This window comes from Hufsiella arboris, from assembly GCF_009834875.1.
In the GTDB taxonomy this organism is placed as follows: domain Bacteria; phylum Bacteroidota; class Bacteroidia; order Sphingobacteriales; family Sphingobacteriaceae; genus Hufsiella_A; species Hufsiella_A arboris.
The window spans coordinates 1-13,182 of sequence record NZ_WVHT01000012.1 but is presented as its reverse complement, the minus strand read 5'-3'; the positions used below and the strand labels follow the sequence as shown (position 1 = coordinate 13,182).

Annotated in this window: 12 protein-coding genes; 5 read left to right on the top strand and 7 right to left on the bottom strand. The window is 44.7% G+C overall.

Annotation, left to right across the window (positions count from 1 at the left end):
• Window positions 1–39: 39 nt before the first annotated feature.
• From GS399_RS21145 to GS399_RS18615, 5 genes are all read right to left on the bottom strand, one after another.
• On the bottom strand, window positions 40–339 hold the full coding sequence (locus GS399_RS21145) for a DUF6660 family protein (protein WP_369410135.1): 300 nt from the start codon (window positions 337–339) through the stop codon (window positions 40–42).
• A gap of 79 nt (window positions 340–418) precedes the next feature.
• On the bottom strand, window positions 419–967 hold the full coding sequence (locus tag GS399_RS18630; RefSeq protein WP_160846174.1) for a carboxymuconolactone decarboxylase family protein: 549 nt from the start codon (window positions 965–967) through the stop codon (window positions 419–421).
• Window positions 968–969: 2 nt separating this feature from the next.
• A complete protein-coding gene (locus tag GS399_RS18625) occupies window positions 970–2,268 on the bottom strand; it encodes an MFS transporter (protein WP_160846173.1) in 1,299 nt (432 codons plus the stop codon).
• Window positions 2,268–5,039, bottom strand: coding sequence for a TonB-dependent receptor (locus GS399_RS18620; RefSeq protein ID WP_160846172.1), 2,772 nt, complete (start codon window positions 5,037–5,039; stop codon window positions 2,268–2,270). Before GS399_RS18620 ends, GS399_RS18625 begins: the two co-directional genes overlap by 1 nt.
• An 18-nt stretch (window positions 5,040–5,057) precedes the next feature.
• Window positions 5,058–5,618: a carboxymuconolactone decarboxylase family protein gene (locus GS399_RS18615; protein ID WP_160846171.1), complete on the bottom strand. Its 561-nt coding sequence runs from the start codon at window positions 5,616–5,618 to the stop codon at window positions 5,058–5,060.
• 321 nt (window positions 5,619–5,939) lie between these two features.
• Here GS399_RS18615 and GS399_RS18610 point away from each other — a divergent pair, with 321 nt between their 5' ends.
• A complete protein-coding gene (locus tag GS399_RS18610) occupies window positions 5,940–6,527 on the top strand; it encodes a DUF4142 domain-containing protein (RefSeq protein WP_160846170.1) in 588 nt (195 codons plus the stop codon).
• Window positions 6,528–6,607: 80 nt separating this feature from the next.
• Here GS399_RS18610 and GS399_RS18605 read toward each other — a convergent pair whose 3' ends face one another.
• Together GS399_RS18605 and GS399_RS18600 are read right to left on the bottom strand one after the other, a co-directional pair.
• Window positions 6,608–7,117 carry a DinB family protein gene (locus GS399_RS18605; protein WP_160846169.1) on the bottom strand — a complete coding sequence of 170 codons (510 nt, stop codon included), beginning with the start codon at window positions 7,115–7,117 and terminating at the stop codon, window positions 6,608–6,610.
• Between the two features lie 107 nt (window positions 7,118–7,224).
• On the bottom strand, window positions 7,225–7,956 hold the full coding sequence (locus GS399_RS18600) for an acyl-CoA desaturase (RefSeq protein WP_160846168.1): 732 nt from the start codon (window positions 7,954–7,956) through the stop codon (window positions 7,225–7,227).
• Window positions 7,957–9,052: 1,096 nt separating this feature from the next.
• Between GS399_RS18600 and GS399_RS18595 the strand changes: the two genes are divergently transcribed.
• The 4 genes from GS399_RS18595 to GS399_RS18585 all read left to right on the top strand — a co-directional run bounded on the left by GS399_RS18595 (window position 9,053) and on the right by GS399_RS18585 (window position 12,912).
• A complete protein-coding gene (locus GS399_RS18595) occupies window positions 9,053–9,607 on the top strand; it encodes a hypothetical protein (RefSeq protein WP_160846167.1) in 555 nt (184 codons plus the stop codon).
• A gap of 51 nt (window positions 9,608–9,658) precedes the next feature.
• Window positions 9,659–11,200, top strand: a complete 1,542-nt coding sequence (locus GS399_RS18590) for an arylsulfatase (protein WP_160846166.1) — start codon at window positions 9,659–9,661, stop codon at window positions 11,198–11,200.
• A gap of 123 nt (window positions 11,201–11,323) precedes the next feature.
• Window positions 11,324–11,680: a sulfatase-like hydrolase/transferase gene (locus GS399_RS21140; RefSeq protein WP_202409513.1), complete on the top strand. Its 357-nt coding sequence runs from the start codon at window positions 11,324–11,326 to the stop codon at window positions 11,678–11,680.
• Window positions 11,617–12,912: a sulfatase-like hydrolase/transferase gene (locus tag GS399_RS18585; protein WP_202409512.1), complete on the top strand. Its 1,296-nt coding sequence runs from the start codon at window positions 11,617–11,619 to the stop codon at window positions 12,910–12,912. Before GS399_RS21140 ends, GS399_RS18585 begins: the two co-directional genes overlap by 64 nt.
• Window positions 12,913–13,182: the final 270 nt, after the last annotated feature.

Here is a 13,182-nt window from a genome sequence, read left to right as displayed (position 1 = left end):
ATGTAAATTAGTCGTTAGGAAAATTGAGAATTTGACCTGTCAGACTAACTTGGGCGGTTGCCAAATTTTTAAAGTGACTTTTTGAAAAAAGGGGGTCAGGTATACCGGATATGATTTTCTGGGAACAGAGGCCGAAAGAGACGCGCCCTTTTCCTGTGACGGATTTATTACGAAACCGTTGCATGTACCGCATGAAAAGAACGGAGAACAAACGTTACAGTCATTACCTTTTTGAAGTTCTTTTTTAGCAGAGTTATCGCCGCATGAATCATTTATGCAGCATGGCTTTACAGCAAGGAGCAATACATAAAACGTCAATAGGCAGCAAAGGATTTTCACTCCGCTAATATCAGGATGTTTAAGGAATGTACAAACTGATCAGCCGGACATTCATATGAATTGTCCGGCTGATACAGAACTATTTGAAAACGCTCGCCAAATATCCTTCTTCGGCTCGTTGCGGAGCCCTGTTAACATAAAACTGCCTGTCCTGAGGCGCCCAGGTGGCTAGCCCGTCGACATAGCGGTTGAACATGCAAAATGCCGCGGCGATTAAAACCGTATCATGGATTTCCACATCACTTGCACGTGCGTTTTTTGCCACGGCTATCTGCTCACCGCTTACGTGTTTGCCGCCTTTTTGTACGCTTGCTGCAATGTCCAATAAGGCTTTCAGCTTAGTGCTGATGTTGACGGAATTAAAATTATTTTTTATTTCATCGATTTCATCGGTATTGCACTTCAGGTAATGTCCGGCAAGAGCGCCATGGACATTTTGGCAAAAAAAGCAATCATTCAGATATGAAACATAAGTCGCAATGAGTTCGCGTTCGCCGCGGCTCAAAGAGTTATTATCGTCACGCAGGAGCGTTTCCGCAAGTAAATTTAAGGGCCTTTCCGTTTCAGGCCGGAAAGCCATCAGTCCCCTTATTCCGGGGAGATCATTGTTTAATTCGATATGTGCCATAATCAAAGTTCGTTATCGGTAATAATATTAGCTTCTGGTATTTTACTGTTGGTATGGGCAGTAACTTCATCACTTATTTTCAGCGCCAGAACGCAAATCAGTCCAACCAGAAAAACAAGTGAAAATATGAACAAAGCGTTCCCATAACCGCCAAGCTCATTTACAAGCAGGCCGACAAAAAGTACGGCGGCCGCGGTGAACAGTCGGCCGGCATTGAAGCAAAAGCCGGTTGCCGCAGCACGAATACCTGTTTTAAACAAGCCGGGAATATAAACTGATAAAATGCCCTGGCTGGCGCCGAAAAATAATGCAAGCACCGCTATCTCCGCGTAAACAACCTGCGAAAATCTATCGTTCGTTTTGAAAAGAATAAAGGAAACGACTGCGCAAACAGTGAAGCAAATAATCAGAGATCGTTTCATGCCTGCGCTTTTTAACAGCCAGCCGGAAAAAAAGCCGCCTACCAACCCGCCCATACCAAGGAACATCATACTTAAACTTCTTTCCTTCTGGCCATCATCGTTTACCAGGGTTTGAACCCATGTAGGAAGCCAGGAAAATATGGCCCATAAACCGATAAGCATGGTGCCGAATATGACAGAGCCAGTTAGAAGGTCTTGTCTGTTGGTCGCCGAAAACAGGCTGTTGTCGATCAGTTTGCTGTGTAGCTTTTCCGTGCGGTGTGTCGTCCAGACATCCGATTCATCGATAATGAAATATCCGATTAACGCAAGCGCAAGAGGCAGCGATCCGATAAGGAAACCTTCCCGCCAGGATGATACAAAATAATTGATCAGTCCGGCAGAGAAGATTCCAATCGGGAAGGCGATCGATAAAATGCCCGTATAAACCGCCTTACTTTTAGCAGGCCAAACTTCGCTTATCAAAGTAAACGACACGACCAACACGCCGCCCACGCCAAATCCGCTCAGGCAACGGCAAATCACAAGGCCCAGCCAACTCGGCATAAACCCTGTCAATACTGTGAAAATACCATAGCAGGAAATCGCCATCAGTAAAGCGCTCTTCCGGCCGGTTCTGTCACTTATCAGCCCCCATGAAAATCCGCCGATAGCCCAGCCAAAAATGAACAGTGAATTGATGTAGCCGCTAATGTAGCTTAGCTGTTCGGCGTTCTGCCCGCCCCGCAGGTCTTGTACAACGACCGGCAGGTAAACAGACATCAGTGTAGAAACCGATCCGCCGAAAGCACTGCTCAGAAAGCATAATATAAATAGCGGAAACAGGTACAACGTTTTTCGGCGTACGACCTCCGGAGGGTTAATTAAAAGCGTTTCCATTATTTAAGGAGGTTTTCAAAGGTTAACGATACATAATAAATTGCACCAACAGACGGAGAGCCATATGCCTGGTAGACCTGGTTATTGAAAATATTGCTTCCGCCAAGCTTGATCGTCGCGTTTGCCTTCGGGAGTTTTTTATTAACCTGCATATCCACCAATGAGTAAGCGTCGATCCTTCCGGGGCGGTTGCCGTTAAAGGTACCGTACCAGTCAAATCCGCTTTGCCAATGCCAGTTGAGGTTAAAGCCAAATCCGTGCAGGACATTGCCGTTGGCAAATGTCAGATTGGTGCTGTATTTGGGCGTATTGAAAGCCGCCACATTGTTGGGGTTTGCATTTCGCAGGTTAAAGGAGGCGATAGTTATGTTGCCACCGAGTGTATAGTTCCGTGGAAGCACCCACGTAAGCCCGGCACCTCCGCCCTGTGCCGAAACTTTGTCGGGCGCGTTGGTGTAAAGCTGGTAAAAATGACTGGTCGTACTGCTCAAGGCTTCGGCAGCAGCGATGGGATTTATTGAACCGTCGGCGGTATATACGCTGGATTGTGGTGCATTTACTGTGGTATTCAGGATGAAATTGGTGTAGGCGCTGTAATAATAGTTCAGGTCTATCATGAGCTTATTGGCAAGTAGTCCTTTGTAGCCTACTTCAAAGGCTTTTTGTTGTTCGGGTTTGATGTAGGGTACGTTTGATTTCTGCAGTAAATTTTTATTATCTGCTACGGCCTGCGGAAAAGGTTTTCCTCCGGCTAAGTCTTTTCCGAATGCTCCTGCAAATGCGCCAAATGAGCTTGCGGTAAATGAATTCTGATAAACGGTAAGATTTTCACTGTTCTTTGGAGCGCCGCCGAGGATGGTGATAGGGCCTACGTTCAGGTGGATGAATTGATCGACCGGTGTCGGATTCCTGAAGCCGGTTTGGTACGATGCGCGGAAGTTATGATTGCGTGCAACAGTGTACACCGCCGATACCCTTGGCGTAAAATAGCCATCGAAATTTTCGTTTTTATCGTAACGTATCGATGCCAACAGGCGTAACTTATCATCGATCAGGCTTTTTCCTGCTTGCACAAAGGCTCCGAACTCTTTAATGGTAACTTTGTTGTCTTTATCGTCGAAGAGACTGCCATTAGTGAACATGTCATAGTAGCGAAAGCTTGCCCCGGCAAGGAGGTCGATCACTTTTACGGCAGACCGGAAATCATACTGCCCTTCTGCATTGTAAAATTTGCTATTGCTGAAAACGCCGGCGCCGCTTAAACCATAATTGTGAATTGAAGCGTCTTTTGCATCATTAAAAGCTGCTGTTCCTGGCAAGAATCTTCCCTGGTCGGCAAAGACTCTGGCCGCGCCATGGTTTTGGGCGTTCACTCCGTTAACCTCCCCCTTAAATGCTGCTGTGTAACGGTCGAACCAAGTGTTATCGGCTTTGTCTGGGCTTACAACCTTGCCGGTAAGATCCTGAACCCAGTCGCGGTTTATAAATTGCGCCAGTGAACGTGTATTATATGAATCGTGCGAATTTTCTATCACGGTGTATCCGCGAACAAAGAAATTGTTCGACTTTAATTCCAGGCGGTGTGTTTGCAGTACAAAATTATTCAGATCAAAACGGCTGCTGCCGGAATAGCTCGCTGTGCCCCGTCCATAATTGTACTGGTAAATGGCCTGCAACTTATCGGTTATTTTGTATTGCAATGCACCATTCAGCTTCAGGCTGTAAACATCGTAATTCATCAGGTCCTTTTCTTCGTAGCCGGTGCGTGATACCAGGCCAACGCCATCTATTGGTTTTGACACTTCGTCTCCGTAGATATTAAGCGCGTCCTTTCCAGGATTAGCCGGACCGCGCATATTGGCAGGTGTGAGGGCGCTTACATCCGTGTAATTTGTCGCGTACCAGTCTGTTCCGCTCAGGTAGGACGCGTTGATCTTAAATGCGAACTTGTTATTGAAGGCTTTTGCATAACGCAGAGCGAGGTCATATAAGCCTTTAGATCCGGTGGCGCTTTCATTAAGGTGGTTAATGCCGGTTTTAGCTTGTAGCGTAAGACCCTGGTATTGAAAAGCATCCTTTGTGTGCATAAGCAATGCGCCGTTGAATGCCACAGGGCCATAAAGTGCAGAAGCCGCACCGGGAATAACTTCGACGCTTTCTACGTCAATATCCGAAGCGCCGAACATATTACCTACTGCAAAATTCAAACCCGGGGTTTGGTTATCAACTCCGTCTACCAGCTGTAGAAATCGTGGATTGCCGGTACTGTTAAAACCCCGCGAATTAACCTGTTTGTAAGTTAAACTGCTGGTAACGGCTTCCATTCCTTTTAAACTTTGCAAGCCATCGTAAAACGTTAACGAAGGGTTTTCTTTGATACCTTTCAGGTTTAGTTTTTCAATACTTACCGGTGACCGGAGGATGTTTTCACTTACGCGGCTGGCTGCTGTTACAACCTCGTTAAGCAGCACAACCTGCTGGTTTAAAGTGATACGCACAGCCTCGCCGGCGTTATTTACCAGGATCTCCTTGTTTTCGTATCCTACTGATGATACCGATAGTAATAAAGGAAACTTTAGATTGGCAATATTCAACGAGAAATTTCCCTGCGCGTCTGTGGTAGTGCCGTTGGTTTTCCCTTTTACCTTAATGCTGGCACCGCTTAACGGTTTGGCCGTTAAACTGTCGGACGCTGTCCCGCTAATCTTTGCTTGCTGCGCATACAGGCCAAGCGACGAGAAAAGTATAATGATAAGTAGTATTCGTTTCATAGTTTGTTTAGGTTTAGTTTATTTTTTTAAATGGTCATATCCCTGTGGCAGGCGTGTGTAACCGTGGTTTACAAGTCGTTCGGCGAGTGTGTCATAATAGCTTTCATTTTCCGGGAGAGCGGTCGCCATTCCGTCAACGTACCGGTTATAGAGACAAAATAAAGCGGCAATAAGCACCGTATCGTGGATTTCAAGATCTGTTGCTCCGGCAGCTTTCGCTTTGCCGATCACTTCTTCGGTCACTAGTTTGCCGCTCCGTGCAGTAAGAGCAGCGATCTGCAGCAGAGCTTTTATTTTATCGCTGAGCGCAGCGGACGAAATATCATTTTTAATGCTTTGTGTCGTTTCGTGTTCGCCGAGCAGGCGGTCCGCAGCTGCTGTGTGTGCGGTGGTGCAAAATTTGCACTGATTTTCGTTGGACACGACAGTTGCTATCAACTCCCTTTCGGCCTCGGAAAGTGTCGAAGGTCCACGCAGTAAGATTTGTGTCAGATCACGTATTGGCTGGCCCGTTTCTTTGCGGTATTCCAGCAAGCCTGTAATCCCCGGAAGATGAGGCTCAAGTGCTATGTGAGGCATAATTTAGTTAGTTTATTAAGAAATAAGGATTGACTGGTCAGCGCTGAGGCATGACAATAGAAATTGAACCCGCAGTTGAAAAACAGCAAAACGAAGTTGAGAGCGCGGTAAAGCGGTTACATGAATTAAGTAAAGCGGTTACTTGGTCTTACTCAGTGGCGAACGTCTTGTTTGTTTAGCGTTGGGTTAGTTTATTACAATTGGTGTTTAAAACTGCAATAAAAATGTTACAAAAACAAGAGTGACGTTAAGGAGTGAATTTTTTTAAAAAACTAAGAATGCCCGCAACTGTTAGAGCTTTATTACCATACACCTATGAAAATGAAAAAGTTAAATTATCTATTAATGGTCGCAGTTGCCGCACTTGCTTTTCAGGCATGTAATAACGGGCCGAAAGATGCCAAGGAAACGGCCGACAGTTTAAACAAAACGAAGGACACAACTTCCAACGCGATGAACACCGGAGGTATCGCCGTTACTAACGACGATGCGAAATTTGCAACCGATGCCGCTGTTGCCGGTATGGCCGAAGTTGCTTTAGGAAAACTGGCACTTGAAAAAACCGCTAATGCGCAGATTAAAGACTTCGCCAATATGATGGTTGCCGACCATAGCAAAGCTAACGACGAGCTAATGGCCATTGCCAAGCAGAAGAACATCACCTTGCCGACAACGGTAGATGAGGAACATCAGAAGAAAATGGATGACCTTAGCAAGAAAAGCGGCGCCGAATTTGACAAGGCTTACGCTGACGCAATGGTTGACGGACATAAAAAAGTGCTGGATATGATGAAGGGCGAGGCCGACAATGGCAGCGATGCCGAATTGAAAGCCTTCGCGTCAAAGACAGCTCCGGTTGTGCAAACGCATTTAAGTGCGATCGAGAAAATTCATGACAGCATGAAATAACGTGGGGATTTAAAGATGAAGGATAAAAGACTTATCCTGCTTCGAAAAAGGCCGCTTAATAATTAAGCGGCCTTTCCGTTTTAAAAAGGCCGGTCCCAGAACGCGGGCGGTTCAATGCCTAGGGATCGCAGATATACATATCCCTGTCCGCGATGATGAATTTCGTTATCGATAAAATAAAGGATTGTTGAAATGACCGAATTTTCATATTGCCCGAACGCCACAACCTGATCATGAAAACGTTCAGCGCTGATCTGCGGCCAGTATGCATCCAATAAAGCAGTTACTTCGTCCCAGATTCGTAAAAGATCCGCTTTCGTTTCATTTGTCAGATTTCCTCCGAAATGATCCATTTCCGGGGAAGCGGTCCAGTCGCCTGTAACGATTCCTTTAATGCCCGGACCGCTGAGGCCGATAAGTTCATGTGCCAGCAGTGCAAATGTTCGCATGCCGCCGATGGAATAGCTGAAAAGTTCGTTTTCTGGAAATCGCTCAATTAGTTGCCTTGTGAGCTTACGATGTCCTTGCCAATGTTTAAGTAATTCCGCGGAACTGATAATTTCAAGCTTGCTGATTGCTGTTTCGTTCATGATGATGAATTTTGGTTTCAGGCAAATTATAGCTTCGTACTGACAACCCTATGTCAGTGTAGAATTTAAGAGCTAAAATTATTTCGAGCTATCAACCAGCAATTCTATCAGGCTGCTTTTCGCAATTTTATGATTCTCAAGATATGCAGGAGTTTCATTACCGGAAAAACAGGATCGATCTCGAACCACCTCTTGCCGAAATTAGCGCTGTTAGGGTGGCGGTGATGATTATTTTGAAATAGCTCGCCAAGCATCAGAAAATCGAAAGGTGTTGTGTTTTTCGATTTATCGTTGTTGTCAAAATTTGAATATCCATACTTATGTCCGCACCAGTTAACGATCGCGCCATGAACCGGCCCCATTACATAATGAATCGGCAAAAGCAGGAACATCCACCATTCGGTAGCGAAAACGATGTAAAACCAGGTATAACCCGCCCCAAAAAGGAGCCGGGACAAGATTGATGACCCTATGCGGTCGATCAGCGGCCACTCAGGATAGTGTCCAGGAAATTTAGCTTCCGAGTCGGTAGTTCTCTTAACGTGATCGCGAAAGGTTTTGGCCGTAGCAATCATCATTTGATATACATCTGTGAAAAAGTGCGGTGAGTGCGGATCCTTTTCAGTATCGCTGTAAGCATGGTGTTCGCGATGCATCAAAGCGTATGCCCGCGGATTTAAAAATGAGGCGCCTTCAAAGATGTAGGCCATAAGATAAAATACACGCTCCCAAAATTTATTTGTTGTAAACATCCTGTGAGATGCATAACGGTGCTGGAAAAAAGTTTGAAAAAACAGGGAAAGAAACCAGTGGCCAATAAAAAAAATAAGTATAGACATGAGAAAATGATTGTCACCGGGAAATAGATGCTCTTGTGGAGAATTTAAAGCTGGTGGGATTAATATGAGAGCTTATTCGAGAGAGATATTGTATAGTTGTGTTTTGTTAAAGCTTACAAGATAGCGATTACTTTTCACATTTAATGTATAATCATGTGATCTGTTTAAAAATACCTGAATAGGGTAACCGAATGTAGCCGGGAGACGACGTAAAATCAGTTACAGGTTGAAATGTTCGAAATTATCCCGGGCAGGAGCAGCAATGCCCCGGATCTCGGTCTTGCGCGCTTGAAAAGATGCCATGAAGCCCCTACTCCAATGCGAATAATAGTAACTTGTTCAAATACATCGAACCGTCTGTTAGCGCCGGACTGCTTATTTTGTTTACCAAAGGGTCTCGGTCAAAACTTTGCCTGGATTATGCACGTGGCAAATATGACTCCAGTGGTTTTTCTTTTCGCCTAATGAGGCATTCTAATCTAAAGGATTGAAGCGATTAACAATAGTGAAAAGCAAGTTGCTTCGTTATCGGTTCCAGTAGTCCCTTATCATACACAGGACAAATTTTCATGGCGAAATAACCGCAGCCAAAACGCTTTTTGTGCAATATCTGTTCGGTTTAAACCGGATTGCAGTGATACCCCGCAGCAGTGCGCTGACAAGTGAAGTGGGCGAGGAGTAAAACGTAAAGCCGGGCTACCGAGGTTTGAAATACTGTATTTGTTTTTTCAAAACCTAATGGGATAATTTCATCACTATTTGAGATGTTTTAAGACGCGCGCGAAACTGTAAATGGTATAGCCTATTAATCCAAATGTAAGCGAAGGTTTTATCAATAAATTTTCTGAAAAGCAAGTTTCTCCAAAATCAATTGACTAGTCCGAAGCTTCTGCTGTAGGAAATTGACCGATTAACCGCTTCTGCCGGTTCCATTTTAGAAAGTGAAACCGACTTTCCGGCAAATAATTCGTTTGTGCTTTGCCACCATAATAATTTTACTCTCGCTTCGTCGCCATTGCCCGTCTGGCCGCCCTGTAAATTAAATATGCAGAGAACTACTTTAAATTTTAAATCTCATAAACTAAAAACCACTGTTATGAAAAAGTTAGCTGTACTGGCGGTTGCAGTTTTACTGACAAGCGCCAGATTATTCGCACAGGATGATGTCGTGATCACCGGATCAAAAAAAGCGGGCTCAACCGTATCGTCGGAAGAAATCACTAAAGCGATCCAGGAAAAGTTTCCGAACGCCAAGTCTGTCAAATACTACGAGGTTCCTGCTTCAGGCGTTGAAAACGGCTGGGCGGTAAGCAAAGATTATAACCTGACATCTGGAGAAGATGTAGGACATTACGCAGTGAGCTTTTACCAGAACAACGCAAAATATTACGGGCTCTTTGATAAGGACGGCAAAGTAGAGATGTACAAGTACAAAAGGAGCGAAGCCACGCTGCCGGATGCTGTTAAACAATCATTAAGAGACCTTGCAAAGGGCGACTATAAAAGCTGGAAAATAGATAAGTCTACCTATTACAAAACCGAACAGGAAGGCGGAAGCGGCAAGGAGTACTACGAAGTGACCGCCAGTAAAGGCAGTACAAAAAAGAAAGTTTATATCGCCCCGGACGGTAAAGTGATAAAAATCAAATAATTAATACAGGAAAGATCAGGTGACCGGTGAAGGATTTCAAAACAAAGGACTATGAAAATTAAATTTAATTTACTTACTAATGTCGCCGTTGCCATAACGCTGACCGCAATTGCATTACAAGTTGATGCGCAAAACAAGCCGAATATCCTGGTTATTATGGGAGATGATATCGGGTGGTATAACGCAGGGTGTTACAATCGTGGTATGATGGGGTATAAAACGCCTAATATAGATCGTATTGCAAATGAAGGCGCCCTTTTTACTTGCTGGTACGGCCAGCAAAGTTGCACAGCAGGCCGGGCGGCCTTTGTTACCGGGCAATCGCCAATTCGTACCGGATTGACAAAGGTTGGTATGCCAGGTGCAAATATAGGGTTGAGTGCCAAGGATCCGAGTGTGGCAGAATTGCTGAAGCCGCTTGGTTATGCCACGGGCCAGTTCGGTAAAAACCATTTGGGTGATAAAGATGAATTTCTGCCTAGTAATCATGGGTTCGATGAGTTTTTTGGCAATCTCTACCATCTGAACGCGGAAGAAGAACCGGAAGCACCCAATTATCCTAAAGATCCCAATTACAAAAAAATGTTTGGTCCACGCGGAGTTATCAAATCAACTGCCGATGGAAAGATAGAGGATACCGGACCGCTTACAAAAAAACGGATGGAAACAGTTGACGAAGAGTTTACAAGCGCCGCAATCAACTTTATGGACAGGAAAGTCAAAGAAAAAAAGCCTTTCTTTTGTTATTACAACTCTACACGATGCCATATTTTCACCCATTTGAGTCCGCAATATGAAGGTAAAACAGGTCTGGGTTTAGAAGCAGATGCAATGACGGAACTGGATGATAATGTAGGTAAATTGCTGGCAGAGCTTGAAAAACTGGGCGTGGCGAATAATACGATTGTTGTGTTCACTACTGATAATGGGGCCGAGATGATGAGCTGGCCCGACGGTGGCAGCACACCTTTTCGCGGAGAAAAAGCGACCAATTGGGAAGGTGGTTATCGTGTACCAACACTCATCAAATGGCCTGGTGTTATTAAACCCGGCACTATTTCAAACGATATATTTGCACACGAAGATTTTATACCCACTTTTTGCGCCGCTGCGGGTGAACCAGATATCGTTCAAAAATGCCTTAAAGGTTATGCGGCCGGAAACAAAACTTTCAAAGTTCACCTGGACGGGTATAACATGCTGCCTTTTTTGAAAGGAGATGTAAAAGAAGATCCCCGAAAGGAATTTCTTTACTGGAGCGATGACGGCGATCTTTTTGCCGTGCGTTACGGACGATGGAAACTGGCATTTATAGAACAATACAATACCGGGCTCGCAATTTGGGACAGAAACTATGAAAGACTTAGAGCTCCTATGATATACGACCTGTATGCAGATCCTTTTGAGCGTGGGCCTCAGTCTTCTTGGTACCCTGACTGGAAGGCGAAGAATATCTTCTTTCTGTATGGGGCCCAGGCGTTCGTAGGCAAATGGTTATCTACTTTCAGAGAATTCCCGCCTAGGCAAAAACCCGCCAGCTTTAACCTTGACGAAGTAATACATAAAATGAGTGAAAAGCCGAGCGCGAATTAGATCTGACATTGCTTGATTTTATAGCAAAGGATTTCTCGCTGAAGGAAAGCACTTGAAATTAAAACTCCTTACCATACCTTGGAAAATTGAATGCCAACATAAAAGACCAAAAATCATTGCCATATGAAAAATATATTCCCGCTGACTAAATGTGCTTTAACAGCCTTGCTGCTTAACGGATTTATTTCGTTAGCACAGGCGCAAAGTAAACCCAATATCCTCGTCATCTTTGGCGATGATGTTGGCCAGACCAATATCAGTGCCTATTCATTTGGGGTACTGGGTTATAAAACACCCAACCTGGATGGTTTAGCACACTCTGGTATGATGTTTACTGACTATTATGCCGAGAACAGTTGTACTGCTGGAAGATCGACGTTTATTACAGGTGTGCTAAACGCACAGGTTTATCTAAAGTGGGTATTCCTGGCGCACCTGTTGGTTTGCAGGCAAGGGATATTACAATTGCACAGGCTTTAAAGCCTCTTGGATATAACACCGGTCAGTTTGGTAAAAACCACCTGGGCGATCGAGATGAATATCTCCCAACAAAACACGGTTTCGACGAGTTTTTCGGTAATCTGTATCACCTGGATTCGGAAGAAGAACCTCAGCGACCATATTGGCCAAAGGACGATATAGCTTTTACTAAAGCAAATACACCCCGCGGCGTATTGCATTGCACTGCAGATGGAAAAATTGAGGATACTGGTCCCTTAACCACCAAAAGGATGGAGACCATTGACGACGAAACTACTGCCGCCTGTATCGATTTTATGAAAAGACAAGTGCAAAGCGGTAAGCCATTTTTTAGCTGGATGAATTTTACCCGTATGCATGCTTTTACTCATATTCGCCCTTCTATGCAGGGTCAAAGCGGCATGCCTGGCAATGATTATGCGGATGGAATGTTAGAGATGGATATGGACGTAGGTAAGCTTTTGAAAGCACTGGACGAGCTGAAAATCGCAGATAATACCATCGTAATATTTACAACAGACAATGGTCCCAACCAATTTAGCTGGCCTGATGCTGCAACAACTCCATTCCGCAGTGAGAAAAATTCAAACTGGGAGGGTGCTTATCGTGTACCAGCATTTGTGCGTTGGCCGGGTCACATTCAGCCTGGTACTGTCACTACCGAAATGTTTGCAGGGCTTGATTGGTTCCCTACGCTATTGGCTGCCGCCGGTGATACAAATATAAAAACGCGTTTATTAAACGGCACCAGTGTCGGAGGCAAGACATTCAAAGTACACTTAGACGGTTATAACCAGCTCGACTTCCTGACGGGAAAAACAAATAAGAGCTTTCGGGAAGAATTTGCTTATTTCAATGACGATGCGCAACTGGTTGGCTTCCGGTATAAAAACTGGAAAGCGGTATTCCGCGAACAGTCAGCTCCAGGTGGGTTCAAAGTATGGTCAGATCCATTTATACTCTACAGGGTGCCAAAATTATTTAATCTGCGGATGGATCCGTATGAAAGAGCTGATCTGGTTTCTGACCAATATTATGATTGGATTTTTAAAAATGCCTACCTCGTCGGCTGGCTTGGTTTCCATGCTGTAGGGTTCCTGGAAACCTTTAAGAAATACCCGCCGTCTCAGCTACCTGCCAGTTTCTCGGTAGATGGGGTGGAAGATGAAATAAATCAAATAAACAACCAGATATTAAAAGCCCATGCACCTGTGTCCGGGGCAGATAAATAACACCATCAGCTACCGCCCCCCGGTACCTTGATTTCGTATAGTTGTTTAGTTAATTAATATCATGGCCTGTGTCGTCACAGGCCATTTTTTTATTTATTCATGCCATTTAAATCACCCACCTAGCCTCCCTCTAGGGAGGAACAGTTTCTGCTGAATGGCCATAAAGTGCCAGGTTAATGGTCGTTGCTACAATATTCGTTGATCACTCGAACAATATGTGTTTTCGCACTGCCACACCTCCCTCGAGGGAGGCAGGAGGGTGATATTATT

What these genes read in the sequence shown, in the direction of transcription:
- GS399_RS18630 (WP_160846174.1), bottom strand. Translation starts at nt 967, where the DNA reads ATGGCACATATCGAATTAAACAATGATCTCCCCGGAATAAGGGGACTG.
- GS399_RS18625 (WP_160846173.1), bottom strand. Translation starts at nt 2,268, where the DNA reads ATGGAAACGCTTTTAATTAACCCTCCGGAGGTCGTACGCCGAAAAACG.
- GS399_RS18620 (WP_160846172.1), bottom strand. Translation starts at nt 5,039, where the DNA reads ATGAAACGAATACTACTTATCATTATACTTTTCTCGTCGCTTGGCCTG.
- GS399_RS18615 (WP_160846171.1), bottom strand. Translation starts at nt 5,618, where the DNA reads ATGCCTCACATAGCACTTGAGCCTCATCTTCCGGGGATTACAGGCTTG.
- GS399_RS18610 (WP_160846170.1), top strand. Translation starts at nt 5,940, where the DNA reads ATGAAAAAGTTAAATTATCTATTAATGGTCGCAGTTGCCGCACTTGCT.
- GS399_RS18605 (WP_160846169.1), bottom strand. Translation starts at nt 7,117, where the DNA reads ATGAACGAAACAGCAATCAGCAAGCTTGAAATTATCAGTTCCGCGGAA.
- GS399_RS18600 (WP_160846168.1), bottom strand. Translation starts at nt 7,956, where the DNA reads ATGTCTATACTTATTTTTTTTATTGGCCACTGGTTTCTTTCCCTGTTT.
- GS399_RS18595 (WP_160846167.1), top strand. Translation starts at nt 9,053, where the DNA reads ATGAAAAAGTTAGCTGTACTGGCGGTTGCAGTTTTACTGACAAGCGCC.
- GS399_RS18590 (WP_160846166.1), top strand. Translation starts at nt 9,659, where the DNA reads ATGAAAATTAAATTTAATTTACTTACTAATGTCGCCGTTGCCATAACG.
- GS399_RS21140 (WP_202409513.1), top strand. Translation starts at nt 11,324, where the DNA reads ATGAAAAATATATTCCCGCTGACTAAATGTGCTTTAACAGCCTTGCTG.